Annotated in this window: 20 protein-coding genes and 1 pseudogene; 12 read left to right on the forward strand and 9 right to left on the reverse strand. The window is 69.2% G+C overall.

The window, feature by feature from the left end:
* Positions 1 to 76: 76 nt before the first annotated feature.
* The 6 genes and pseudogenes from HCO70_RS24290 (at position 77) to HCO70_RS24315 (ending at position 7,432) form a co-directional block, all read left to right on the forward strand.
* Positions 77 to 1,282, forward strand: a complete 1,206-nt coding sequence (locus tag HCO70_RS24290; protein WP_371742327.1) for a cytidylyltransferase domain-containing protein — start codon at positions 77 to 79, stop codon at positions 1,280 to 1,282.
* Positions 1,279 to 2,073: a hypothetical protein gene (locus tag HCO70_RS24295; protein WP_172300509.1), complete on the forward strand. Its 795-nt coding sequence runs from the start codon at positions 1,279 to 1,281 to the stop codon at positions 2,071 to 2,073. Before HCO70_RS24290 ends, HCO70_RS24295 begins: the two co-directional genes overlap by 4 nt.
* Positions 2,070 to 3,170: an AGE family epimerase/isomerase gene (locus HCO70_RS24300; RefSeq protein ID WP_172300510.1), complete on the forward strand. Its 1,101-nt coding sequence runs from the start codon at positions 2,070 to 2,072 to the stop codon at positions 3,168 to 3,170. The genes HCO70_RS24295 and HCO70_RS24300 overlap by 4 nt, the downstream gene beginning before the upstream one ends.
* A gap of 198 nt (positions 3,171 to 3,368) precedes the next feature.
* Positions 3,369 to 4,508, forward strand: a pseudogene (locus tag HCO70_RS24305) (UDP-N-acetylglucosamine 4,6-dehydratase family protein); the annotation flags it as partial.
* A gap of 76 nt (positions 4,509 to 4,584) precedes the next feature.
* The gene (locus tag HCO70_RS24310; protein WP_172300512.1) at positions 4,585 to 6,051 is read left to right on the forward strand and encodes a globin-coupled sensor protein; all 1,467 of its coding nucleotides are present in this window, start codon (positions 4,585 to 4,587) and stop codon (positions 6,049 to 6,051) included.
* A gap of 166 nt (positions 6,052 to 6,217) precedes the next feature.
* Complete coding sequence (locus tag HCO70_RS24315) at positions 6,218 to 7,432, forward strand: glycosyltransferase (protein ID WP_172300513.1); 1,215 nt, start codon at positions 6,218 to 6,220, stop codon at positions 7,430 to 7,432.
* A gap of 60 nt (positions 7,433 to 7,492) precedes the next feature.
* Here HCO70_RS24315 and HCO70_RS24320 read toward each other — a convergent pair whose 3' ends face one another.
* Genes HCO70_RS24320 through HCO70_RS24330 form a run of 3 tightly spaced genes read right to left on the reverse strand, consistent with a single transcriptional unit; the run spans position 7,493 to position 10,653 of the window.
* Positions 7,493 to 8,929, reverse strand: a complete 1,437-nt coding sequence (locus tag HCO70_RS24320; protein ID WP_172300514.1) for a mannose-1-phosphate guanylyltransferase/mannose-6-phosphate isomerase — start codon at positions 8,927 to 8,929, stop codon at positions 7,493 to 7,495.
* Between the two features lie 16 nt (positions 8,930 to 8,945).
* Positions 8,946 to 9,731: a glycosyltransferase gene (locus tag HCO70_RS24325; protein WP_172300515.1), complete on the reverse strand. Its 786-nt coding sequence runs from the start codon at positions 9,729 to 9,731 to the stop codon at positions 8,946 to 8,948.
* A complete protein-coding gene (locus tag HCO70_RS24330; RefSeq protein WP_172300516.1) occupies positions 9,721 to 10,653 on the reverse strand; it encodes an N-acetylneuraminate synthase family protein in 933 nt (310 codons plus the stop codon). The genes HCO70_RS24325 and HCO70_RS24330 overlap by 11 nt, the downstream gene beginning before the upstream one ends.
* A 52-nt stretch (positions 10,654 to 10,705) precedes the next feature.
* Here HCO70_RS24330 and HCO70_RS24335 point away from each other — a divergent pair, with 52 nt between their 5' ends.
* On the forward strand, positions 10,706 to 11,476 hold the full coding sequence (locus HCO70_RS24335; protein ID WP_371742328.1) for a glycosyltransferase family 2 protein: 771 nt from the start codon (positions 10,706 to 10,708) through the stop codon (positions 11,474 to 11,476).
* A 248-nt stretch (positions 11,477 to 11,724) separates the two neighbouring features.
* Positions 11,725 to 12,168 carry a MucR family transcriptional regulator gene (locus HCO70_RS24340; protein WP_172300517.1) on the forward strand — a complete coding sequence of 148 codons (444 nt, stop codon included), beginning with the start codon at positions 11,725 to 11,727 and terminating at the stop codon, positions 12,166 to 12,168.
* Positions 12,169 to 12,283: 115 nt separating this feature from the next.
* On the opposite strand, the gene HCO70_RS24345 is transcribed toward HCO70_RS24340, so the two are convergent.
* Positions 12,284 to 13,324 (reverse strand): ParB N-terminal domain-containing protein, encoded by a 1,041-nt coding sequence (locus HCO70_RS24345; protein ID WP_172300518.1) that lies wholly within the window; start codon positions 13,322 to 13,324, stop codon positions 12,284 to 12,286.
* A 95-nt stretch (positions 13,325 to 13,419) separates the two neighbouring features.
* Positions 13,420 to 14,805: an AAA family ATPase gene (locus HCO70_RS24350; RefSeq protein WP_172300519.1), complete on the reverse strand. Its 1,386-nt coding sequence runs from the start codon at positions 14,803 to 14,805 to the stop codon at positions 13,420 to 13,422.
* 416 nt (positions 14,806 to 15,221) lie between these two features.
* Between HCO70_RS24350 and HCO70_RS24355 the strand changes: the two genes are divergently transcribed.
* The 3 genes from HCO70_RS24355 to HCO70_RS24365 all read left to right on the forward strand — a co-directional run bounded on the left by HCO70_RS24355 (position 15,222) and on the right by HCO70_RS24365 (position 18,257).
* Positions 15,222 to 16,238, forward strand: coding sequence for a replication initiator protein A (locus HCO70_RS24355; RefSeq protein WP_172300520.1), 1,017 nt, complete (start codon positions 15,222 to 15,224; stop codon positions 16,236 to 16,238).
* A 113-nt stretch (positions 16,239 to 16,351) separates the two neighbouring features.
* Positions 16,352 to 17,512 carry a hypothetical protein gene (locus HCO70_RS24360; protein ID WP_172300521.1) on the forward strand — a complete coding sequence of 387 codons (1,161 nt, stop codon included), beginning with the start codon at positions 16,352 to 16,354 and terminating at the stop codon, positions 17,510 to 17,512.
* Between the two features lie 7 nt (positions 17,513 to 17,519).
* Entirely contained in the window at positions 17,520 to 18,257 is a 738-nt protein-coding gene (locus HCO70_RS24365; protein WP_172300522.1) for a sulfotransferase family 2 domain-containing protein, read from the forward strand.
* On the opposite strand, the gene HCO70_RS25075 is transcribed toward HCO70_RS24365, so the two are convergent.
* The 4 genes from HCO70_RS25075 to HCO70_RS24385 all read right to left on the reverse strand — a co-directional run bounded on the left by HCO70_RS25075 (position 18,254) and on the right by HCO70_RS24385 (position 24,241).
* Positions 18,254 to 18,955 (reverse strand): sulfotransferase, encoded by a 702-nt coding sequence (locus HCO70_RS25075; RefSeq protein ID WP_371742330.1) that lies wholly within the window; start codon positions 18,953 to 18,955, stop codon positions 18,254 to 18,256. The two genes, HCO70_RS24365 and HCO70_RS25075, sit on opposite strands and share 4 nt — an antisense overlap.
* A gap of 20 nt (positions 18,956 to 18,975) precedes the next feature.
* Positions 18,976 to 19,929, reverse strand: a complete 954-nt coding sequence (locus HCO70_RS24375) for a hypothetical protein (protein WP_172300524.1) — start codon at positions 19,927 to 19,929, stop codon at positions 18,976 to 18,978.
* On the reverse strand, positions 19,929 to 21,716 hold the full coding sequence (locus HCO70_RS24380; RefSeq protein WP_172300525.1) for a hypothetical protein: 1,788 nt from the start codon (positions 21,714 to 21,716) through the stop codon (positions 19,929 to 19,931). Before HCO70_RS24380 ends, HCO70_RS24375 begins: the two co-directional genes overlap by 1 nt.
* 92 nt (positions 21,717 to 21,808) lie before the next feature.
* Positions 21,809 to 24,241 (reverse strand): calcium-binding protein, encoded by a 2,433-nt coding sequence (locus tag HCO70_RS24385; RefSeq protein ID WP_172300526.1) that lies wholly within the window; start codon positions 24,239 to 24,241, stop codon positions 21,809 to 21,811.
* Positions 24,242 to 24,421: 180 nt separating this feature from the next.
* On the opposite strand from HCO70_RS24385, the gene HCO70_RS24390 reads away from it, so the two are divergent.
* Entirely contained in the window at positions 24,422 to 25,468 is a 1,047-nt protein-coding gene (locus HCO70_RS24390; RefSeq protein WP_172300527.1) for a YqiA/YcfP family alpha/beta fold hydrolase, read from the forward strand.
* Positions 25,469 to 25,473: the final 5 nt, after the last annotated feature.

Below are 25,473 nucleotides of genomic sequence, written 5' to 3' on the forward strand. Positions count from 1 at the left end.
CAAGCCTTTATCGGCTTACGGTTTCTTAACCAATCGGCCCCACAGGCTAGGGCGTATGGCAACAGGAGAGGCCAGCGTGACGGGCCGGACGGCAGCGATCATCCTCGCGCGCGGGGGGTCAAAGGGCATCCCGGGCAAGAACCTCTGCAGGGTGGGCGGGCTGACGCTGGTCGCCCGGTCGGTGCGCGCCGCGCGCGGGGCAGGGCAGGTCGATGCCGGGGTCTGGGTCTCCACCGACGATCCCGCCATCGCCGAAGAGGCGCATCGCCATGGCGCAGGGATCATCCACCGCCCGGCGGCGCTGGCCGGCGATACCGCCAGTTCCGAAACCGGCTGGCTCCACGCGCTCGGCCATGTCCGCGCCGCCCATCCCGGCGTGGCGCGGCTGGTGCTGCTGCAATGCACCTCGCCCTTCACCACCGCCGCCGACATAGCCGCCTGCCTCGCCGCGCAGGAGGCGCAGGGCGCCGATTGCGCGCTGTCGGTGATCCCCGATCACGGCTTTCTCTGGCGCCGCGACGCCGGCGGCTTCGGCCGCGGCTGCAACCATGACGAGGCCGGCCCGCGCGCCCGCCGGCAGGACCTCGCCCCGGTGTTCCGCGAAAGCGGCGCCATCTACACCGTCGACGCCGCCGCCTTCGAACGCACCGGCCGCCGCTTCTGCGGCCGGGTCGCGCTGTGCGAGCGCGACCATCCCCCCTTCGAGATCGACGGCGCCGGCGACCTGGCGCTGGCCGGCGCGCTGGCGCGGCTCCGCGACGGCGGCGGGGTGGACCGCGCCCGGCTGGCGACAATCCGCGCCGTGGCGATGGATTTCGACGGGGTTCACACCGACGACACGGTGCTGACCGATCAGGAAGGCCGCGAATCCGTGCGCTGCTCGCGCCGCGACGGGCTCGGGCTTGAAATGCTTCGCAAAGGCAGCAAACTGGCGATGGTGATCCTGTCGAAAGAGGTCAATCCGGTGGTACGTGCCCGCGCCCGGAAGCTGCGGATCGAGGCTTACGGCGCGGTGGAGGACAAGGCCGCCGCGCTGGCCGGCTGGTGTGCGGGGCAGGGGATCGATCCGGCCCGCGTGCTCTATGTCGGCAACGACCTGAACGACCGCCCGGCGATGCAACGCGCCGGGCTTTCCGCCTGTCCGTCCGACGCGCATCCCGAGATCCTGGCGATCGCCGACTGGGTGCTGCCGCATCCCGGCGGGCGGGGGGCGCTCCGCGCGATGGCGGAACGGCTGATGGAGGTGCACGGCACCGTCCCCGCCCGGATCGTCCCGGCGTGAGCGCGGTGACCGTGATCGCCGGCAGCGGGCCGTCGCTCGCCGCCATCGCGCCGGGCCGGGTGCTGGCCGACGATCTTATCGTCCGGGTGAACAACTTCTTCTTCGAGGACCGCTATTATCTGGGCGCCCGCGTCGATCTTGCCTTCGTCTCGGGCGACCCGCGGCTGGCGCCGTTCCTCTGCGCCACGCTGCGCCGGGCGCGGGCGGATTACGACATCCGCGCCTGGACCGCCCCCAGCCGCCGGGTCGAGCGTGCCGGACGGCGCCGCCTGCGCCTGCCGTTCCGCCCGTTCTGTCCCGGCGACGCCGAAACCGCCGCCCGCGTCGAGGCGCTCAAGGCCCGCTACCAGGCGATCCCGTCCAGCGGCGTGCAGGCCGTGCTGATGGCGCAGCACATGGGCGCCGCCCGCATCGTCCTCGCCGGAATCGATCTCTATTCCGGGGCAAAACGCTATGTCTACACCCCCGGCCGGCATCAGCGCGCGCTGCTGGGGCAGGATCTCGACACCCGCGCCTACGACCGCCCGCTGCACCATCCCGACCTCGACCGCGCGGTCCTCGCCTGGCTCGCCGACCGCCCCGGCCTGACCCTCTGGCGCAGCGCCGACTGCGCCGCGCTGAACGACCTTCTCGACCTCGCCCCCGCCCGTCCCGGCGCGGCGCCGGTGCCCGCCCCGAAGCGCCGGATCGCCGACTGGGACGCCCGCGCCGGCCTCTACCCGATCGCGCTGCTGAAGCTGATGCGCCGCATGCGCCGCTGGCAGCGCCACCTGACCGGAGATTTCAGATGACCGCCCCGCTCCGCCACCGCGACCGCGCCGAAGACTGGCTCACCCGCCACGCCCTGCCGCTCTGGACAGGCGCCGGCCTGATCCCCAGCGCCGGCGTGTGGGAAACGCTGGACCACGACGCGCAGCCGCTGCGCGACCGCTCCCGCCGCCTGCGCGTCTCGTCGCGGCAGGCCTATGCCTTCGCCTGCGCCAGCATCGCGGGCCACGGCGACTACCTGCCCCAGGCAGAGGCGCTGTTCCGCTACGTGATGACGAAATTCGACCCTGACACGGGCAATTTCACCGCCACCCTGAACCCCGACGGCAGCATCCTGACCGCCCCGCACGACCTTTACGACCTCGCCTTCGCCCATCTCGCCGCCGCCGCGCTGACCGGCGCAGGCATCGGAACCGGCGACGCGCTGGCGCAGCTCGACGCCGCGCTCGACCGCCTCAAGGCGCCCCTCGGCTGGTACGAGGATGCCGCCCGCCGCCTGCCCCGCCGCCAGAACCCGCACATGCACCTCTTCGAGGCGATGACCGAACTTTACGCCGTCGCCGGCCGTCCCCGCGACCTCGCCAACGCGCAGGAATGCCTGGCCCTGTTCCGGGACCATTTCCTGCAGCCCGACGGCACCATCCTCGAATTCTTCAACGACGACTGGACCCCGGTGGCCGAGGGGCAGGGCGTCGAACCCGGCCACATGGCCGAATGGATCTGGCTGCTCGACCGCTATGAACGTGTCACCGGCCAGCCCGCCGGCATCGACACCGCGCCGCTCCTCGCCGCCGCGCTGGCCGAACGCGACGACGCCGGCCTTCTGCCCGACACCTCGGTGCCGCCCTGCGACACCCGCCGCCTCTGGCCGCAGACCGAGCTTCTGCGCGCCTGCCTCGTCCATCACCGCAAGGGCGGCACGGATGCCCCGCATCCCGACACCGTGTTCCAGGCGCTGTGGGACCAGTATCTCGACACGCCGGTCCCCGGCGGCTGGTACGACCGGCGCGGCTGCGACGGCACGCTCCTGTCCGACGACATGCCGGCCTCAAGCTTCTACCACCTCTGGGGCGCGATGCGCGCCTATCTCGATCACGCGGAGGCCAGCGAAACGCCCTAGCCAGAAACGAACATACCGCGCGGCCCGACGGCCGCGCCCCGGTAACCGCAGGCGTCCTCAGGGGTGAGGGGCGCGGTGTAACAAGTGATCCGAGCAGCGACTCGCCCCATGCCGATTCCGTTCCCGACCCCGTTCCTGTCCCGCCTGCGCCGGCACGCGGCGGCCCTGCTATGCGCCGTCCGGCCCCGGCATCCGCCGGTCGGCGAGGCGGAGCTGGTGGAAAAGCTCGCCCCGATCGCGCCCGGCCGGTTCCTCGGCCGGGAACAGCTCGACGCGCAGATCCGCGCCGCCGACACCCGGTATGCCGGCCGCTCGATGCTGGTCTCCGGCGCCGGCGGCTCGGTCGGGGCAGAGCTCTGCCGGCAGCTTCTGGCGCGCCGGCCGGAACGGCTGGTGCTCTACGAGCTGAACGAGCTTGCGCTCTATAATATAGAGACTGAACTTGACCTTCTGGCCGGTCATGGCACGGATATCGTGCCGATCCTCGGCTCCGTCGGCGACGAGCGCACCATCCGCCGGACGCTGCGCGAACATGCCATCGACGTGGTCTTCCACGCCGCCGCCTACAAGCATGTGCCGCTGGTCGAGGCGAACCCGCTGGCGGGGCTGGCCAACAACGTGCTCGGCACCGCGACCCTTGCGCGCGAGGCGCAGGAGGCGGGCGTCGAGCGCTTCATTCTGGTCTCCTCGGACAAGGCGGTGCGGCCGACCAACGTGATGGGCGCCTCGAAACGGCTGGCCGAGCTGGTGGTGCAGGATCTCGCCGCCCGCAGTTTCAGCACGGTCTTCGCCATGGTCCGTTTCGGCAACGTGCTGGGCTCCTCGGGCTCGGTGGTGCCGCTGTTCCGCGACCAGATCGCGCGCGGCGGCCCGGTCACCCTGACCCATCCGCAGGTCAGCCGCTATTTCATGACCGTGCAGGAGGCGGTGGGCCTGGTGCTGCAGGCCGGCAGCTTCGCCCGTGGCGGCGAGGTCTTCGTGCTCGACATGGGAGAGCCGGTGCCGATCGCCCGGCTGGCCCGCCAGATGGTCGAGGCGTCGGGCCGGACCGTGCGCGACGCCGCCAATCCCGGCGGCGACATAGAGATCCGGGTCACCGGCCTGCGCCCCGGCGAGAAGCTGCACGAGGAACTGCTGATCGGCGCGGGCTTCCTGACCACGGCGCATGGCAAGATCTTCGCCGCGCGCGAGGCCTGCCTGTCCGAGATCGAGGTCGCCGCGGCGCTCCGCGCCCTGCGCGCCGCGGTGGAGGAGGGCGACGTCGCGGCGGCCCGCGCCGTCATCGCCCGCTGGGTCGAGGGCTACACGCCGCCGCAGCAGGCTTCGGAAGGCAGCTAGGGGAATCGGGTTAAGCAATCTTTCGGAAAGCCGCGCTAGACCGGCCCCTGACCCGGATCCACGCCAGGAGAGCCCGATGAACGAAGAGCTTGGGAAACGTCTCGCCGAATTCGACATCGGAGAGGCGGAGCTGGAGGTTCTGCGCGAGGCCGGGCAGCTCATCCTTCCCGAGCTCGACACGATCCTCGAGGATTTCTACACCCATGTGAAAGCCACGCCCAAGCTCCTGGCCTTCTTCAAGAGCGACGAGATGATGGCCCATGCCCGCGCCGCGCAAAAGGCGCACTGGACGCGCATGATGAAGGCCGATTTCAGCGACGAGCATCTGGAATCGACGCGCCGCGTCGGCCTGGCGCATTGCCGGATCGGGCTGCCCTATGTCGATTTCCTGCTGAACGGCGCCAAGGTGTTTTCCCGCGTGCAGGCGATGATCTTCCGGAAATGCCGCGACCGGCTGGTCTCCGGCGATGTCGACTCGGTCGACCGCATGCTCGCCACCATGTCGCAGGTGTTCCAGTTCGATGCAGAGCTGATCACCTCCGCCTATTTCGAGGCGATACAGGCCGAACGCAAGCTGGCCTTCTCGATGCTGTCGGACGGGCTGAAGCGGCTGGCGGAGCGGGATTTCTCGGAAACGATCGCCCCGCCCGAAGACAGCGGCTTTCCCGCCAGCTACGACGACCTGCGGCAGGACTATAACGAGGTGGTCTCGCAGCTCAGCGAGACGATGGCGCTGATCTCGGCCACGGTGGATGACCTGACCGGCTTCGCCGGGGAAATCTCGCGCTCGACCGAGGATCTGGCGCAGCGCACCGAAAGCCAGGCCGCCACCCTGCAGGAAACCACCGCCGCGCTGCAGGTGATCACCGAGGGTGTGCATGCCACCGCCGACGGCACCGCCAAGGCCGACGAGGCGGTGAAGGCCGCCAGCGAGGGCGCCGAAAAGGGCGGCGAGGTGGTGCAGGAAGCCACCGGCGCGATGACCGAGATCGAAAGTTCCTCGACCGAGATGTCGCGCAAGATCCGGGTGATCGACGACATCGCCTTCCAGACCAACCTGCTGGCGCTGAACGCGGGGGTCGAGGCGGCGCGCGCCGGCGAGGCGGGGCGCGGCTTTGCCGTGGTCGCGTCCGAGGTGCGGGCGCTGGCGGTCCGGTCGGCCGAGGCGGCGAAGGAGATCGGAGAGCTGATTTCCACCAGTTCGCGCCACGTCGAATCCGGGGTCGGCCGGGTCGGAGAGGTCGGCAAGGCGCTGGAAAAGATCGTCGCCGATGTCGGTACCGTCGCCGGGCTTGTCTCCGAGATCTCCGCCTCGTCCCAGACCCAGGCCTCCTCGCTGGCAGAGGTCAATTCCGCCGCCAACCAGCTCGATCAGGTCACCCAGCAGAACGCCGCCATGGCCGAGGAGACCACCGCCGCCAGCCAGGGCGTGCATCAGAACGCCGAACGGCTGGCGGAACTGATCGCCGGCTTCCGCATCGGCGCGGGCAATGCGGTGGCCTTCCCGGCGCCCGAGGCGGAGCCGCACCGCGCCGCGGGCTGAGGGAAGGGGCGCGTCTTCCGCGCTCCGCAGCCATGCGTCCTCACCCCTACGTTTGCGCTAACACGCCTGAAATCAATGACTTGACCCCCCTTCCCCATGGGGACGCTTCCCTCGCGCCCCTCTCCGTGGCACAAGATCCCCGACCCCTCGCCACCCCGGCCGCCCCATGCGCATCCTCCTCGTCCATCGCAATTTTCCCGGCCAGTTCCGCTACCTCGCCCCCGCCCTGATCAGGGCCGGCCACCGCGTCGGCGTCCTCACCTGGGACCAGAACCAGAACCCCCAGCCGCTCCCCACCGCCCGCTACCGCCACGAGGACAGCCCCGCCCGCGGCCTCGGCGGCACCTATGCCCAATATGCCGGCTTCGGCGCCACCGCCGCCCGCGCCGCCCAGGCCCTCGCCGCCCGCGGCGACCGCCCCGACATCGTCTTCGGCTCGATCAACTGGGGCGAGACCCTGTTCCTGCGCGAGGTCTGGCCCGACGCCCGCCACCTCGGCTATGCCGAGTTCTTCTACGGCACCCGCGGCCGCGACACCGGCTTCGACCCCGAGTTCAGCCGCACCGGCCTCGAGGCCGGCATCCGCACCCTCGACCGCCGCGCCCACCTGCTGATGGCCGCCACCGATGCCGACGCCCTCTTGTCGCCCACCCGCTGGCAGGCCGCCACCTTCCCCGCCGAGCTGCAGCCCAAGATCTCCGTCATCCACGACGGCGTCGACACCACCCGCATCGCCCCCGACCCCGCCGCCACCTACCAGGTCCCCGGCGGCCCGCTCCTGAAGGCCGGCGACGAGGTGCTGACCTTCGTCAACCGCAACCTCGAACCCTATCGCGGCTACCACATCCTGATGCGCGCCCTGCCGCAGGTCATGGCCGCGCGCCCCGATCTCCAGGTCGTCATGGTCGGCTCCGACGGCACCGGCTACGGCCCTGGCCCGGGCGAGGGCAAAAGCTGGAAGCAGGTCCTGCTCGACGAGGTCGGCGGCCGCATCGACCGCAGCCGCCTGCATTTCACCGGCCGCATCCCCTATGACGACCTGCTGAACGTCCTCCGCGTCGGCCGGGCGCATGCCTACCTGACCTATCCCTTCGTCCTGTCCTGGTCGATGCTCGAGGCGATGTCGCTGGGCGCGCTCGTCGTCGGCTCCGCCACGCCCCCGGTCGAGGAGGTGATCGAGGACGGCGTCACCGGCCATCTCGTCGATTTCTTCGACGTCGACGGCTGGGCCGCGAAACTGATCGAGGTACTCTCGGATCCCGCGGCACAGGCCCCGGTCCGCGCCGCCGCCCGGCAGCACATCATCGACCGCTACGACCTCGGGACGGTCTGCCTGCCGCGCCTGATGGAGTTCGTGACCGGCGAGAAACCGCAGGGTTAGAGACGTATCGTGCGCAAAATAGCGGCTTTACTTACCATAATCTTGCTTACCGGACCGGCTTCAGTCCCGCGCGTAGACATCCTCGTACCGGATGATGTCGTCCTCGCCCAGGTAGCTGCCGGTCTGGATCTCGATCAGCACCATCGGCACCTTGCCGGGGTTTTCCAGCCGGTGCTTCTCGCCAAGCGGCACATAGACCGACTGGTTCTCGCTCACCAGCCGCACGCTGTCGCCGATGGTCACCTTCGCGGTGCCCTCGACCACGATCCAGTGCTCCGCCCGGTGGTGGTGCGACTGCAGCGACAGCGCCCCGCCCGGATGCACCATGATCCGCTTCACCTGGAACCGGTCGCCCAGCACCAGCGATTCGAACCACCCCCAGGGGCGGTGATCCTTGGGAAAGGATTCGGCCTGGGCCGCGCCCTGCGCCTTCAGCGCGGCGACCGCCTCCTTCACCTCCTGCGCGCGCGAGGCGTCGGCGACCAGCACCGCGTCTGGCATCGCCACGGCGACGATGTTCTCCAGCCCGATCCCCACCAGCTCCATCCGCTCGGATTCGGAGCGCAGCAGGGTATCGTGGCAGTCGATCGCCAGCGCATTGCCCGACTGCACCACGCCGTCGGCGTCGCCGTCCATCTCGCGCCAGACCGCATGCCAGTCGCCCAGGTCGGACCAGCCGCCGGCAAAGGGCACCACCGACAGGTTGTCGGCCCGCTCCATCACCGCGTAATCGACCGAGATCTCCGCGGCGCCCTCCCAGGCCTCCGGGTCGAGGCGCAGGAAGCCGAGATCGGCGCGCCCCTTCTCCACCGCCTGCCCCACCGGGTCCATCAGGTCGGGCGCATGGGTGCGGTAGGCGGCAAGGATGGTTTCGACGCTGAACAGGAAGATGCCCGCATTCCACAGGAATCGTCCCTGATCCAGCATATTCTGCGCCTTTTCCTCGTCGGGCTTCTCGACGAAGCGCACCAGGTCCAGCACGCCGGAGGCGCCGCCCGGCGCCTCGGCCAGCTCCAGCCAGCCATAGCCGGTCTCGGGCCGGTCCGGGGTGATGCCGAAGGTCACCATACGGCCCGCGCGCGCCGCCTCGGCCCCGGTCTCCAGCACGGAATGGAAGGCCGCCGCATCGGGGATCACGTGATCCGACGGCGCGACCAGCATCAGCGCGCCGGGATCGGTCTTTTCCAGCCACAGCGCCGCGGCCAGCACCGCGGGCGCGGTGTTGCGCCCCTCGGGCTCGATCAGGATCGCGCCGGGGTCGATGCCCGCCCCGGCCAGCTGTTCGGTGACGATGAAACGGAACTCCGCCCCGGTGACCACCAGCGGCGCGGTGAACCCCTCGCCGCTCAGCCGCCTGGCCGAGGCCTGGAACAGGCTTTCGGCGCCAAGAAAGGTGGCGAACTGCTTCGGATAGGATTTCCGCGACAGGGGCCAGAGCCGCGTGCCCGACCCGCCGCAGAGAAGTACCGGGGTAATGCCGTGTGAATCCTGTGCCAACTGCCCGTCCCGCCTGTCATTGCCCTGCCCCGCCTGCCGGATCGGGACAGCGCCCCAGGACGAACCCCGCGACACCGCCCGGCGCACCCCGCAGCCGCCGTCCGTTTCTTAACGCGAATACAAGCCGCGCTAAAGGGGCGGCCCGGCCGAAGACGCGCGCCATCACCGCGATCCGCGCCGCCAGCAGCGCCGGGTCGCGCCAGTCGGCGCCGGTGCTGGGCCCGTCATGCCGCCCGACCGTCACCGGCAGGTAGCGCCCGCGCAATCCGGCGCGCAGCGCATCGGCAAGGAACACGTATTCCTCGCCCAGCGGATACCGGCCCCCGAGGCCGAATTTCGCGTCGAAACCGATGCCGCGGGCCCGCAGCGGCGCCACGCGCACCATGATCTCGGGCGTGGCGGTGCGCGCGGCGTTCCACAGCCGCAGCGGCCGGGCCCTGGCGGCGGCGCGGCGCGGCACCTCCCCCGCGCGGCGGCCGGTGACGATGGCAAGCTCCGGCGCCGCCTCCAGCCGCGCCAGCAGCCGCTTCACGCCGCTCATGTCGAGCGCCACATCGTCGTCGCCGAACAGCAGAAACGGCGTTTCGGCAAGCGTCAGAGCCGCATTGCGGCTGGCGGACAGGCCCACGGCGGCAAGCGGACGCACCGCCATGTCCGGGCGCGGCGGCAGCGCCGGCGCCTCTCCGGGACGCTGCAGCAGGATCAGGTAGGTGACCGCCGGATCCGGCGGCGGCAGCGCGATGCGCCCTGCCCGCCCCCCCAGCGTCGAGATCGCGACGGTCAGGCGCGGCTCAGCCGGCAAGCAGCGCCCCGTGCCGCTCCGCCACCCATTTCAGCTTGTCGCGCTGCACCTGCTCCACCGGCAGGATCTCCTGCCCCTTCTCCGCCAGCGCCTGGCCCACGTGGCGCAGGTCGCGGCACAGCCGACGCAGCCCGTCAGGCTCCAGGCTGGCGGCGTGGTCGGTGCCCTTCCAGGTCCGGTCCAGGGTGAAATGCCGCTCGATATGGGTGAACCGCCCCCTGCCCTCGGCCTCCTTCACCTTGCCCACGGTCAGCGCGGCGATATCGGCGGCGATGCCGAGGTGATGGCCGGAAAACCCGATCCCCTTCACCCGGCCGCCGTAAAGGTCCATCAGACGCGCGATCTCGAACAGGCAGATCTCCGCGAAGGCCACCGGATAGCCGGAGGTGCAGCTGTAGACCACAAGGTCCCCTGCCCTGCCCCGGTCCTCGTAGAAGTCCACCAGCTGCCGGATCTCCTGCCCGGTCGACATGCCGGTGGAAACGTGGATCTCGCCCGCGAAATGCTCGCAGAGCCAGCCCTGCAGGTCGAAATGCTGGTTGGTGGCCGACGGGATCTTCAGCAGCGGCGGGTTCAGCGCCGCCATCTCGCGCGCCGAGGTCATGTCCCAGACCGAGGTGGAATAGCGGATGCCGTTGATCTTGCATTCCTCGATCAGCTCGCGGTGCTGCTCGGCGTCGAATTCCAGGAACTCCCGGTGCGCGCCATAGGTCGGCCCGTAGGCATTCGCGGCCACCGGATGCGGGCGGCCGTATTCCTCTGCCGTCAGCAATTCCCGGCTGTGCCGCTTCTGGAACTTGGCGATATCGGCCTTGCAGATCTTGGCCGCGACGCGGATCAGCTCCTTCGCGGTCTCCATGTCGCCCTTGTGGTTACAGCCGATTTCCGCGATGACTTGGACAGGTCTGTCAGGTCTGGTCATGCCTGCACTCCGGTGTACTCGTAAAAACACTGACCTTGGTTTCGCGTAACCCGTGCCGTGCCGGTTGGACATACGACCCGGATCCCCGAACGATCCCCTCGTTACTGTCGTAACACCCGTTTACAATGCGTTAAGTACACTCGAACGGACCGTCGATTCCGTGCGCGCCCAGGATTTCGGCGACTGGGAACTGATCCTCAGCGACGATGGCTCGACCGATGGCAGCGATGACCTTGCCCAAAGGCTGGCGTGCAAGGATCCGCGCATCCGATTCCTGCCCCATGCATGCAATACGGGTGCCGCGCAGGCCAGAAATCGCGCCCTGGGGGTGGCGCGTGGGCAGTTTGTTGCCTTCCTCGACGCCGATGACGAATGGCTACCACACAAATTACGGCGACAGATTCAATTCATGCGCGAAACCGGCGCCGCCTTTACTTATTCCGGGTATCTCCGGGTCCGTGGCAGCCGCAGGCGCGAGGTCCGGGTACCGCCCTCGGTCGACTATGCCGGGCTGCTCGGCGGCAATGTGATCGGCTGTCTGACAGCCGTCTACGACACCGCCCAGCTCGGCCGGGTAGAGATGCCCGATCTGCGGCTGCGGCAGGATTATGCCTTGTGGCTTAAGCTGTTACGCCAGGTTGACTGCGCCCGCGCCGTGCCGGAACCGCTGGCCCTGCACCACCTGCGGACGGGGTCGCTCTCCTCTGCCCGATGGGCCGCGCTCCGCGCCACCTGGACCCTCTACCGCCAGGTCGAAGGGCTGCCCCGGCACCGCGCCGCCACTTGTCTGACCCGCCACCTGACCCGCCGTCTGTTCAACTGAACTCAAGGTTTCGCCGGGCGGGGAAGATTTCTTTGCTTGCCCTGCAAGAAAAGATACTACTTACCAAGGTAGCCCTTGACCTTCAGACAAGGCACTCCAAGTCACGCTTATTCACGTGCGACAAGGGAAAAAACCGCAAAATCAGTAATTTGACGTATCGCAATCCAGTGCATTTTGCTTTAATGAACTGGATTGCGAGATGATGCGTTCTTAATTACAGCGCCATCATCTAACTCCAAGGAACCCGAATGACCGAAAGTATCGAAGATATCCAGGATCAAAACGAAGAGATCCTGAACCTGACTACCGAAATCGTCGCGGCCTATGCCAGCCGCAACCAGATGGCCCAGGCCGACCTCTCAAGCCTGATCCAGAACGTGCATGCAACGCTGTCTGGTCTTTCCGGCGTCACCCCGGCGGAAAGCATCGAGAACGCACCTGAAGCGCCTCCCGTTCCCGCGGTTCCGATCGACGCCTCCGTCACCCCGGATGCGATCATCTGTCTCGAGGACGGCAAGCCTTTCAAGACGCTCAAGCGCCACCTGCGCACCGCCTACGACATGTCGCCCGAGGAGTATCGGGAACGTTGGGGTCTTTCCAAAGACTACCCGATGGTCGCGCCGAACTACTCTGCGAAACGTGCCCAGACGGCGAAACGGATCGGACTGGGCCGCAAGCCCAAGAAGAAATAGGCCTGCGGCGATGACAATCAATTAGAACGGCCCCGCAGCTATGCGGGGCCGTTTTGCGTTCCGTCCCGGCCGTTTCGCGCGCGAAACATTCCGGGAAAAGGCCGGACCGCGGCCGTTACCGGTTCCGGATCCAGTCGAACAGGTCGCGCCGCAGGGTTTCCGACACGCCGGGGCCCGACAGGGTCAGGCTGCGCCCGTTCCATTTCGCGCCGATCCCCGGCGCCACCTCGCCAAAGCCCTGGGGCATCGCCCTGCCCTGCGGCACGGCGTTTCCCGTCTTCGGCTTCGGTCCCCCGGCCGGTTGTGCCGCGTCGGGCCGCGCCCGGCCGGCGGCGACCCATTTGCCCAGCAGCTCCAGCTCCGCCTCGGCGCTCTCCGGCCGCCGGTCGGCCAGCGTCTTCAGCAGCCCGTCGATCCGCTCCGGCGCCTCGTCCAGCGCCTTCGACAGCGCCAGCCCCAGACGCTCGCCGATCGCCATCGGAAACCGCAGCGCGTCGTCGGCGGCGTGGTAGATCGTCAGGAACGACCGGATCTTCGACCGCTTGGCCCGGCTCGCCGAGGCAAACAGGCTCAGAAGCGCCGCCTTCTCGTCCGTGTAGACCCCCTGCTCCACGGCCCGCGCCGCCACCCGCGCGCGCTCGTAATAGCTCAGCCCGACCCGGATCTCGTTTTCCTCGACCATCGCCACATAGGCGTCCGAGGCGCTCTCCGGCCGCCGGAGCAGCGCCTTCACCTGGCCGAACCGGTCCTCGCCGGTCTCGGCCCGCAGCCGCCGCAGCGCCGTCAGGCGCCGCCAGCCGGAAATCAGGCCAAAGCGCCCGCCCTCCAGCTCCACGACCTCCACCGGGGTCTGCTGGCCGCGGGCGCGCAGGCTTTCCATCAGCGCCTGCAGTTCCTCGTCATCGGCCAGGATCCGGTCGCGCACCAGATAGCCGGCCTCGATCGCCGCCTCGTCCAGCGTCAGGATCAGGCGGCCTTCGTCGCGCGCCTGCTTCAGTTCCCCGGCCAGTTCCTGCAGCGCCGCGCTGGTCGCCGCCTCGCCCGCCACCTGCGCGATCGGCGCCCGGCCGATCGGCATGGATTTCGTCTCTAACGCTGGGGTTTCAGACTCGAGATAATCGCTCTGCGCCGGGCTCAGTCTTTTCCGTTTCGCCATGTCTCTCTCCTGAAAACCCCGGGCCTATCCTGCCATCCGATGACATCCGGTGACCGGACCGCGCGCAGCCCCCGGATGTTTCGCACGCGAAACACTCACGCCACCGCCTCCGGCCGCGCGGCCATCTCGTCGCGCCGCCAGATCCCCAGCAGCAGCCGCTTGAACGCCGCATAGGTCTCGTCGAAGGCCTCGCGCCCGCGCACATAGGTCTCGCGGTTGAAGTCGCGGTAATCGGCCTCGTAGATGCCGTTCACCTGCTCGCCGGCCTGTCCGATCAGCGCGGTGAAATCCTGCCGGTGCGGGCTGAGCGTGCGGCCCAGATAGGCCTGCATCAGCCCCGCCAGCTCCGCCTGCTGCGCCCCGTCATAGCGGGTGATCACCGCGCGCACCGCGTCCCATTCAAAGGCCATCTCCTCGCGCCCCAGCGCCCGCGCGGCGACATTCTCGCCCTCCTCGATCGAGGAAAAGGTCGAATGCAGCATGTCGAAGAACCGCCCCGTCGAGTCGAATTCCAGAAAGGACGCGCCCAGCGGCACCAGCACGATATCCGCCGCGGCCAGCCCGTTGATCGTCAGGTAGCCGAGGGCAGGGGGGGTATCGAGAAAGACGATGTCGTACTGGTCCAGCACCCCGTCCGCCTCCAGCCGGTCGGTCAGCGCGTCCCACAGCTTCCAGCCGCGCGCCTGCATCCGCCAGACCGGAATCTGGAACTCGGCCCAGTAAAGGTTCAGCTGCGCGCCGATCAGGTCGATGTTCGGCCAGTGGGTCTTCTGGACGATATCGGCCGAGGACAGCCCCAGCGCCTCGGTCAGCGTCTCGTCCAGCGGCACCGGCGCCTCGCCCCGGTCCATCCGCCCCTGGTTCTCGCGCCGCAGGTGCTCGGCGTAATGCCGGGCCAGCAGCGGGAACACCGTGCCCCATTCATCCGCGACCCTGCCGCCGAAGATCGAGGTCATCGAACCCTGGCTGTCGAGATCCACCACCAGCACCCGGTAGCCGTCGAGCGCCGCCGACATCGCCAGATGCGCGCAGGTCGAGGTCTTGCCGACCCCGCCCTTGAAGTTCGCCACCGCGACCATCTTCGCCGGTAGCCCCTTGGGCCGGTAGGGCAGGTATTCCTTCGCCTTCGACCCCTCGGTCGCGAAATGCGCGCGCAGCCGCAGCACCTCGTCGAGGGTGAACCACTTCGCCCCGCCCTCGGTCTCCGACCGGCCCTGCGGCAGGTTCGGATTGGCCTTCAGCACCCGGCGGAAATGCGGGGTCGCGACCGGGATCAGGTAGCGGGTGATCTCCCAGGTGGAGAACAGCCGCAGCTGCCGCCTGCCGTCCTCCTCCAGCCCGCGGCTGGCAAGGTCCGACCGCCCGCGCGCGCAGGCCTCGGCGATCCGGGCGAAATCGCCGCTCGTGGTGGGCTGACCCAGCTCGGCAAGCGCCGCGTCGGGCGAGATGTTGAAATAGGGAGGCTGCTCTGTCTGTGCCATGAAATCTCCGTCCCATGTGCGCTGTTTTCCTCAATATACCGGAAAACGCAGCATGTGGAAGTATTTCGAGCACAAAACACGGCTTTTCTAAGCAAATCCGGGGTTTTCCGCCTGTTCCCGTGGCCGGAAGGCCGGGTGCCGGAAGAATCTTTGCCGTTAGAATCCTGTTATTTACTAGTTACGGGCATTGGCGCCTGTCGGCAAAGCCCTTGTTTTCTTCGCGCCCGGGGTGTTGCCGGACCGTGCGGGTGACTCCGAACCCCCGAAGGTGCGACTCCGATCCCACGGTAAAGCGACTCCGATCCCCCGAACCGGGCGCTGGACGGGGTCTGTGGATAACCCTAGGCTGGGCGTCACTGAAACCACGAAAGCGAGTCGCGGGACAAACCCGCGCGGCGGGCAGAGCGGGGCGGAGCATGAGCGGGCCGATCTCAGGGGCAGGGGCCCTGTTGCCGGACAGGCATCCGACGGGCGATTTCTTCGTCTGCGACATCTTCGCGGCGCTGCCCAAGGACGATCTCGCCTCGATGGAACATCCCATCTTCTCGCTCAGCACGCGGCCCGACCGCAAGGTGCTCGGCTATTCGCACAACGGCGTCGCGGTAGAGATCACGCCCAGCGTCAAGGGCCGCGCCACGATCCACGACAAGGACATCCTGATCTACTGCATCAGCCAGCTCGTCGCGGCGCTGAATGCCGGCCGCGAGGTCAGCCGCACCCTGCACCTGCGCGCCCATGACCTGCTGGTCGCCACCAACCGCGAAACCAGCGGCGACGCCTACCGCCGCCTGCGCGAGGCGTTCGAGCGGCTGGCGGGCACCCGGATCACCACCAACATCGTCACCGGAGAGGACGAGATCACCACCGGCTTCGGCCTGATCGAACGCTGGGAGATCCTGCGCAAGGCCAGGGGCGGCCGCATGGTCAGCGTCGCCGTGACGCTGTCCGACTGGCTCTACCAGGCGGTGCTCGGCCGCTCCGTCCTGACGCTCAGCCGCGATTACTTCCGGCTCCGCAAACCCCTCGAACGCCGGATCTACGAACTGGCCCGCAAGCATTGCGGCCACCAGCCCGCCTGGCGCATCTCGGTCACCACGCTGCACAAGAAATCCGGCTCCGCCAGCCCGCGCCGCGTGTTCCGCGCCATGCTGCGCGAGATGATCGCCTCCGACCACCTGCCGGGCTACCGGCTGGAGGAGGAACCCGGCGACATCCTCTGCGTCCGCCCGCGCCGGGTACGCGGGGCAGGGGGGGCGCCGGTCCTGCGCGCCGGAACGCTGGACGAGGCCCGCGCGCGCGCCCCGGGCTGGGACGTTCACGCGCTGGAGGCCGAATGGAAGGCCTGGTGGGAAGGCACCGGTCGCCCGCGCCTGCGCGCCCCCGACCGCGCCTTCCTCGGCTGGCTCGACAAGCGGCTCTCCCGGCCATCTTAGCGTTTCGGGAATTAACCTTTTTTCTCTAGACTGACGGCCATGTGTTCCCCCGGCATCGTCCGCCGGGGCGCGGCCCTGTTCCGGCCGCATCCGTACGAGTGAAAGGAGTAACGATGACCCCGACGCATGCGCGCCTGCCCTGGCTGGGCATGGCGCTGGCCGCCGCCTGTGCCGCGGCCCCCGCCCGGGCCCAGGTCTTTACCGATACCGTGATCGTCCAGGACTCCGCCTGCATCGGCGTCGACTGCGCCAGCGGCGAGAATTTCGGCTTCGACACGCTGCGCCTGAAGGGCAACAACCTGCGGCTCCACTTCGCCGACACCTCCGCCACCGGCAGCTTCCCGACGCGGGACTGGCGCCTGATCCTCAACGACACCGACAATGGCGGCCCCAGCTTTTTCGCGATCGAGGATGCCGATGCCGGCCGCATCCCGTTCCGGATAGAGGGCGACGCCCCCGCCGACGCGCTCTATGTCGACGCCACCGGCCATGTCGGGATCGGCCAGGCGCACCCGATGCTGGACCTGCACATCCTCTCGGGCAACACGCCGGCCCTGCGCTTCGAACAGGACGGCGCCAGCGGCTTCAGGCCCCAGACCTGGGACATGGGCGGGAACGAGGCCGGCTTCTTCATCCGCGACACCAGCCATGGCGGCGCGCTGGCGCTGCGGATCCAGCCCGATGCCGGCGACGACGCCATGGTGATCGAGGGCGGCACCGGCCATGTCGGCTATGGCACCGCCACGCCCGAGGCGCCGCTGCATGTCCGCGCCGACGTGCCCAACAACCTGCCGCACCTGCTGCTGGAATCGATCCAGCCCACCGGCCGCGCCGAGATCTGGATGCGCGACGGCAATGCCGGCGCCGACAACGACACGATGCGGCTGCAGCTCAACGACGACGACTTCAATATCTCCTTCAACGGCACCGGCGGCACCGAACTGCGGATCTCGAAGAACGGCGACGTCACCGTCCTGCGCGGCGATCTGATGGTAAAGAAGGGCGACGTGATCGTCGGCGGCACCCGGCTGAACGTGCCCGATTACGTCTTTGCCGAGGGTTACGAGCTGATGCCGCTGGACGACCTCGCCGCCTTCATCGCCAGGAACCGTCACCTGCCGGGCATCCCCTCGGCCGGCGATGTGGCGGCGACGGGGCTCGGCATGGCGCAGATGCAGATGGCGCTGCTCCGGACGGTCGAGGAACAGACGCTCTACATCCTCGAACTGCGGGCCGAGCTTGCCGCGCTCAGGGCGCGGATCGCACAGGATTAGGGACGGCATGCCGGGGTCTGCGCCGCAGGTCTTCCTGCACCTGCCGAAATGCGGCGGCACCACGCTGACCGCGCATCTGGAAACGCGGCTCGGGCCGCGCTTCTTCCATTACATCTCGAAACGGCACGACGCCGCGCTGCGGGCGCATGCGGAAACCGGCTTTGCCGGGATCGACGTGGTGATGGTCCACAACCCGAAATTCCCGCATGACCTGCTGCCGCCCGGCGCCCGCTATTCCGCCATCGTGCGCGAACCGGTCGCGGCCGCGATCTCGATGTACAATTTCGCCACCAATGCCAGGCACACCCGCAACTACGATCAGGTGAAGGATCTGAGCTTCTGGCAGTTCTTCGCATATTGCCACCGGATCAGCATGTGGCGCCCGAACTTCCAGAGCTATTACCTCTGCGGCCGTTGGCACCTTGCCGCGCTCGAGGGGTTTCTCGACCGCCACCGGGTGCGGCTCCATACGATGGACGGGCTCGACGCCGTCTGCCGCGATCTGACGGGGCAGGGGCTCGACCCCGCCCTCGACCGCAACCGCGCGCCCAGCTTCCACCGGCTCGACGATGCCATGGGTGCGGCGGCGGGCCGGGTCGAAAACCCGGCCGGGCTCGTCACCCGCGGCGACCTGTCGGAAAAGGATCTCCGCGTGCTGCGCGCCCTGTTCGAGACCGACATGGCGCTCTGGCAGATGGCGCAGGAGCAAATGGCGGGGCAGGGGGCCGCCCCGGCGGGCGTCTAGGGCATATGCCAGGCCGGGATCTCCCGGCCGAGGAAGCGCTCGACATAGTCCACCGTGGGCGCCAGCCGCACCCGCAGCTCCGCGGTCACCTCCGGCGCCACCGGATAGCGGCGCTTGACCCCGGCCCTGTTCTCGTTGCTGTGCGGGAACGCCATCGGCACCTCCGGGTCCACCCCCAGCCACTCCGCCAGCGCCCGCGCCTGCCCGGCGCTGTCCGAAAGGAACTCCTCGAAGATCGTCACATGCTGCTGCGCCCGCGGGAAATGCGCGAGGAAGGCGTCGAGATGCCGGTCGTATTGCGAGCGGTAAAGATAGGCCATCGGGCTGTTCCGCGCCGCCAGCGCCCCGGCCCGGGCCAGCGATTCGGCGATCTCCATCGCCTCCGGCCTGCGCCGCTTCGAATGGTGGTAGTTCGACACCAGCCGCCGCACCGGATCGCGCAGGATCCAGACGATACGGGCCCCGGGATTATAGGCGGCCAGCCGCGCCGGGGTGCCGGGATCGAGGCTGTAGGACGGGCTCTTGTCGCCATGCAGGGCAGGGCGGCTGAAATCGAAATGCCCGTGATACCACTCCGCGCCCCGGGCATAGAGGTCGGCGCGGTCGAAATAGTGGATTTCCCCTTTGTAGAGATCGATCTCCGGATGCTGCCGCAGCATGTCGCGCAGCGAGGAGGTGCCCGATTTCATCGCCCCCACGATGAAGAACCCGACCGCCGTCAAAGCCCCATCGCCCGCGCGATCTGCCGCTCGCGCTCTTCTTCAGGGCCCGCCGCTGCGGCCAGGCTCTCGGCATAGCGCTCGGTCCAGAGCCGGCTCTGCCGCTGCATGTGCCGGAACAGCGAGGCGCCGCCGAACCGCGCCGCCGCCGCGTGCCACAGCGCCTCCGCCGCGGCATAATCCTTTTCGCCGGCGCGGATCTTCGGGTTCCACGGCTTCTCGCCCACATAGTGGACCACCGCGACATCGCGCGCGGCAAGCCAGGCGTCGATGGCACCGGGGTCGCCGAACCCCTCCGGCTGCCCGGCCCGCATCCGGACGGCGAGGCTGCGCTTGGTGAAGTTCAGCCGCTCGGGCATCCAGCCCACCAGCGGATGCGGCATCAGCATGTTCAGCACCGCCTGATCCGCCAGCCCGGTCCCCGGCACCGGCCTGCGCCCGCCCAGATAGTCCGGGATCCGCGCCACCTCGAACCCCAGCAGCAGCGGCCGGTGCAGCACCATCACCCCGGTATTGAAGAACCCCATCGGCATATCGAGCTTCGCATGCCGCGCCCGGACCGCGTTGAAATTCGCCGGCGCGTGCAGCAGCGGCTCCAGCGAGCCGCGGATCAGCAGGTCGCTGTCCAGCGCGATCACCCGGTCGAACCGGTCCCAGCTCAGCGCCTCCAGCACCGCCAGCGCCGGCCACAGCCGCTCCGGCGTGCCGATCACGTCGCGGGCATAGGCCTGCACCGGCGCCAGATGCGCGGGGCGGGCGCGGGCGAAATGCACGTTGTCGCAATGCTCCCGGATCACCGCCCGCGCCTCCGCCGACAGCGGCGCATCGGCGCTGTCGATGGCGATGACGGGCATGGTCCAGTCCGGGTTGTGGTGCCGCAGGCTCCGCTCCATCACCACGAACCCGGCGGCAAATCCGTCATCGACCACAGAACACAGGACCGTCCGCTCCATCAGCCCCGGCCCAGCACCTGCTCGTAGGCCAGCCGCGGAAACACCTCGAGCCGCCCGCCATCGGTGCAGTTCACGATCTTGATCCCATCCAGCGCGAAACGGTCGCGCACCACCTCGTAGGCTTTGAACGCCGGCCCGCCCTCGGCCCAGACCCGCAACAGCCCCTCGTCGCTGGTCGTCCGCGTGCCGTGCTGTGCGAAATCGTAGAAATAGGATTTCGGCGCGCCGTCCCGGATCGGCCCGTAATCGCAGTCGCAGCCCAGAAGATAGATCTCCCGGATCCCCATGAAATGCGCCAGCGGCAGGCAGAAGGTGATGATCCCGGTATAGCCGTCATCCATCGGCTGGGTGAGATCCAGGTTGATGTCCCCCTTCAGGTCCACCTGGTATTTCGGCCGGTCGAACAGCAGGAAATCGCAGCACTCGGGCGGAAAGATCCCGCCGCCCAGCAGCAGCTCGCGAAAGGCGAAGGAAAAGAACTTCTGCGTGCCCCCCGCCTTCAGCAGCATCTTCTCCAGCCAGGCCGCGTTGGGCTTCGGCGCCTCGGCGTTCCAGCCGCCGAACATCTCGTGCGACGAGACGCAGTAATAGCCGGGGTCGATCGCCTCGTAATCGGGATGGTTCACGAACCAGTTGGTGACGAAGGTCACCTCGTCCTTCAGCAGCGTCAGGTCCTGCCCGTTGATCGACGGCCCGTTGCCGATCAGGAAGGCGCGGCGCCCGCGGTGGATGTCCCGGAACCGGCTCAGCGCCCGGTAGGCGCCAGAGGCGAGATAGGCCGCCCGCTTCTCGGCGCGGCGCGCCTCCTCGGCGGGCATCTTCAGCCGGTACTCGATTGCGGTCGGGGCAGGGGCCTCGCCCCGCATCTCCCGCTCCGCGTCCGCTACCTCCCGCGCCACCAGCCCGTCCGACCGCAGCGCCTTCAGCGACCGGAGCGCGAAGCATTCCTTTCCGGTTCCGGGGCGTTGACTCGAGACTGATTCAAGCGATTTCAGCGCGATCACCTCCAGCTCCGCCGCCCCCCCGGCGGGCGCCAGCGCGCTTTCGAACAGGATACTCTTCCAGCCGCCGCTCAGCTCGCGCACCGTCACCCCCTGCCGCTCCGGCAGCACGCCCGAGCGCAGGTTGGCATAGCGCCCCGAGGCCAGGTCGACGCTCACCTCGGCATGGTTGCCGTAATCGTCCCCCTGCCGCAGCCGCAGCCGGACCACGCCCAGCTCGCGCGGCAGGATCTCCAGGCTGACCCCGCGCAGCCCGGTCACGGTGACCTCGCCCAGCGGGAAGATCAGCGCATGCACGCCCTTTTCCCGGTTCTCGCGCAGCAGGACCGAACTGCGCCCGCGCTTGTCGAGTTCGCCCGAGAACAGCACCTCGCCGCGCACCCCCCTGACCCGCATCTCCGGTTCCACCGCGATCCGCAGATCGCTGATCCGCTCGACGGACCGGCCGGCCAGCACGGTGTCGATCGCCTGCACATAGGCGGCGGACAGGTCCAGCCGTTCGGTCAGCTCCGGGGTTTCCTCGCCCCGCATCCCGCTCAGCAGCCGCAGCACCGCGTCGGTATTGCGGCCCTGCTGCAGCGCCAGCCGCATCACCGCCGCCATCAGCGCGGCGATATCGGTGCCGTTCTCATTCTGCCGGTTGTCGAACTGCGCCCGCCGCGCCGCTTCATGGCCCGCGATCTCGGCCGCCAGCGCGTCGTTCCGCGCCAGAAGGTCGCCGATCGTGCGCTCGTAGCGCGCGATATCGGCCATCAGCGACTCCACGGTGACCTGGCTGTCCTTCATGGCCGCTGGCAACTCTCTCCCACGCGAAACCCGGGGTTAACCATCCCGGTCTTTGCTTAAGAGAGGGTTAACCAGGCTGAACGGGCAGGGGATCAGAGAAAGGCGATATCGCCGCCAAGCGCGTCCAGGTCGCCGACCCCGGTCAGAATCAGCCGGTCGCCATCGCCGAAATCCAGAACCGCATTTCCATTCTCTATAAAGCCGAATTCCGACAGGATCTGCGCCGCGTCGGATGCGTCGGGGCACAGCGCGGCGTCGAGAAGCAGCCTGTCCCCGGCCAGCGCGAAATCGCGGATCACGTCCCGCCCGCCGCCGTCCCGGAAGACGAAGACATCCGCCCCGACGCCGCCCTTCAGCGTGTCGTTCCCCGCGCCGCCGTCCAGCCGGTCGGCCCGCGATCCGCCGCTCAGGCTGTCGTCGCCATCGCCGCCTTCCAGCGTGTCGAAGCCCTGGCTGCCGGTCAGCGTGTCGTCGCCCGCGCCGCCCATCAGCAGGTCGGCCCCGGTGGCGCCGCGCAGGTCATCGCCGCCGTCGCCGCCGATCAGCACGTCGCTGCCGGCACTGCCGAACAGCATGTCGGCCCCGTCTCCGCCCTCCAGACGGTCGCCGCCGGTGCCCCCCATCAGCAGGTCGTCCCCGTCATCGCCGTACAGGCTGTCGCGCCCCTCGCCACCATAGAGCGAATCATTCCCCTCGCCGCCGTAGATGTAATCGCTCGCGGTGTTGCCGATGATCTCGTCATCGCCGTCGCCGCCCTCCAGCGTGTCGATGCCCGCGCCGCCGGTCAGCAGGTCCGCGCCGCCGCCGCCCGCCGCCCGGTCGGCCCCGGCCATGCCGGCGATCTCGTTCGCCCCGTCATCGCCGCCCAGCACGTCTCCGAACCGGCTGCCCGCCAGGTCCTCGATCGCCACCAGCCGGTCGGTCCAGTCCGCACCCAGCGTGGCCAGCCCCGCCGCGAGGTCGGCCGCCACCGCGAAACCGGCGGCGGAGTAATCGGCGCAGTCCTCGCCGCTGCCGCCGTCCAGCAGGTTGTCGCCGCCAAGGCTCACCAGCACGTCGGCGCCGTCATAGCCGCGGATCTCCATGCCCGCCTCGCTGCCGACCAGCCGGTCCGCGCCCGCCTCGCCATCCAGCGCGCAGCGCAGGACCGGCTTCGGCGGCCGGTTCAGGTTCAGGATCGTGTCATCGGAAAAATCCGCCAGGCTCAGCGGCGTGCCCGCGGCGCTGACGATCTCCACCCGCTCGTCGCGATAGGTCAGGACCGCGCCGTCGGCGGTCGCCTCGAACCCCAGCTGCGCCAGCGCGTAGAGCAGTTCGAAACGCGACAGGTCCAGCCGGTCCTCCGCCGGGTCGAAATCGCGGATCACGTCCGGCGTTCCATCGGCGCTCAGCACGAACAGATCCGCCCCCGCGCCGCCCGTCATTTCGTCGCGCCCGGCCCCGTCGCGCAGGATGTCGTCGCCATCGCCGCCGTCCAGCGTATCGTCGCCGTTTCCGCCGGTCAGGATCAGCCCCGCTTCGGGATCGAAAACGATCTCGCTGACCCCGGTTTCCGTCTCTGACGCGGCGAAAATCCGGATCTCCCCGTCCAGCACCGTCACGGTCAGCGCCGAGATCGCGGCCACCCCGTCAAGGCTCGCCAGGTGCACCAGCTCGCCCCCCGGCATCAGGCCCAGCACGCTGATGCCGCCGTCATTGCCCGCCGCCACCAGATAGGCGCGGCCGTCCAGCTCCACCGCCCGCAGATGGCTCGCGGCGCGGAACCGGGTGGCGCCGTCGTCCAGCACATGGTCGGTCAGCCGCAGCCCGCCGTCTTCGGTCAGCGCGAAGACGCTGAGCGAGCCGGAGCCCGAACCCGCCGTGACCACGTAACCGGCGCCCCCGACCGTCACCGCGGCCAGAGCCTCCGGCGACGACAGGCCGATGCCCGAGGGCGCGCGCCCGGTCTCGGCCAGCCCGCCATCGGCCGCCACTTCCCAGACCGACACCCGGTCCTCCGCCGCCGACACGCCGATCAGGAAATCGTGGCCCGCCGCCTCGTGAAAGACGAAATCGTCGACGCCGGCGCTTTCCGTGACATCCGCCGCCTCCACCGCCAGCACCCCGCCACCGGCCAGCGCCGCGTCGCCGATCCCGAACCGCGCGATCCCGCCCTCGGGATCCTCGACGAACAGCCAGCCGGTATCGCCGCGGTCGATCCACGCCGCCTCGACCCGCGGCCCGGCCCCGTCCAGCGCCAGCCGCAGCGTCCCGGCCTCGGCCAGGCGGGCCAGCTGATCGTCCGTCAGGCTGCAGGAAGTGCCGGAAAACCCCAGCTCCAGAGAAGAAATCCCGAAGACCTCGCCGGGATCGTGGGCCTCCGTCCCGCCGACATCCAGCTGCCATGTCCCGCGCACCGCACCCTCGGCCGTGTAGCCCTGCAGCAGCGGTCCGTCCGCGGTTTCGAAAAGCTCCAGCCCCACGACCGGAGCCGCCACGCCCTCCGCATCCGCAGACAGCGTGGCGACATGCGATATGCTCGCCATCCCCTCACCCACCCCTGGGTTCGGCCCCCGCGCAGAGGGATAGCCCTGCGCCCCAGCCGCCGCGCGGCGGCGCCGTGGCAGGAACGGGGCGCTTCGCTAAAATGCGAGCTTCGGAAAGCTTTGCCGCCCGGCCCCGATCTGTGCTTACCTGTGCCCCGTATGTGGTAAACGGTGACACTGGTGCCCTTTCGGCCCATCGAGAACGTGTTCGAGCTTCATCGCGGTGCGGGCGGCCGCCTGCTGGTCGTGTTCTCCGCCGCCAATGCCGGCAGCTTCACCTTCTTCAAGGCCACGCGGCAGATGCGCCCCGACCGGCTGCATATCCGCGACCCCTTCGGCACCGCCTGGTACCAGAACGGCCTGGCCGATGGCGAAACCCTCGCCGATATCGAGACGCGCATCGCCGAAGTGGCGCGGGACTACCGCGAGATCTGGATGCTCGGCTCCTCCATGGGCGGCTACGCGGCGCTGTATTTCGGCGCCCGCCTCGGGGCCCGCCGCGTCCTCGCCATCGCGCCGCAGCTCATCGTCGACCCCCGCTTCGCCCGCGGCCCGGGCAGGGGCGTCACCGTCCACACCCCCGACATCTCCGGCCTCGTCCGCGCTGCCACCCGCACCCGCTTCACCATCCTGTTCGGCAGCTTCGACCTGATCGACGCGTACAACATCGCGCAACTCTACAAGGACGACCCCGCCCCCGATCACTGCCGTGTCCTGCAATACGCGAACGAGGATCACATGCTGCCGGTCCGCATCGACCGCGCCGTCGGGCTGCGCCGCTATTTCAGCGCCATCCTCTCCCGCGACGAGGTGCCGGATATCGGCATCCCCTGCACGACAGGCCCGCCGCTGAGCGCAGAGCGCCTTGCCGTGCTTCAGGGCTATATCGCCCCCTGTCTCGAGCGTGATCACAAATCCGCCCACGCCCATCTCGCCGCCGCGCTGCAGGACAATCCGGACTGGACCGCGCTGGAATACCTGATGCTGGACTCGGGGTTTCACGGCCGCCCCGACCTGCACCGCGCCCTGCTGCCACGGGCGCAGGCCCTGTCGGACACCTATCCCGAAGCCATCGACTTTGCCTTCCTCGCCGCCCGCCTTGCCGAACAGACCGGCGACGCGCGCGCCGCCCGTGCCGCGCTGCGCCGGGTCTTCGCCGTGCGCAGCGGCCACCGCGCCGCCACCCAGCTTCTCGCCAGGCTCGAGGCGCAGGAGACCACCGGTTAACCCGG

The sequence above is a fragment of the Pseudoruegeria sp. HB172150 genome, assembly GCF_013184805.1.
GTDB lineage: Bacteria > Pseudomonadota > Alphaproteobacteria > Rhodobacterales > Rhodobacteraceae > Psychromarinibacter.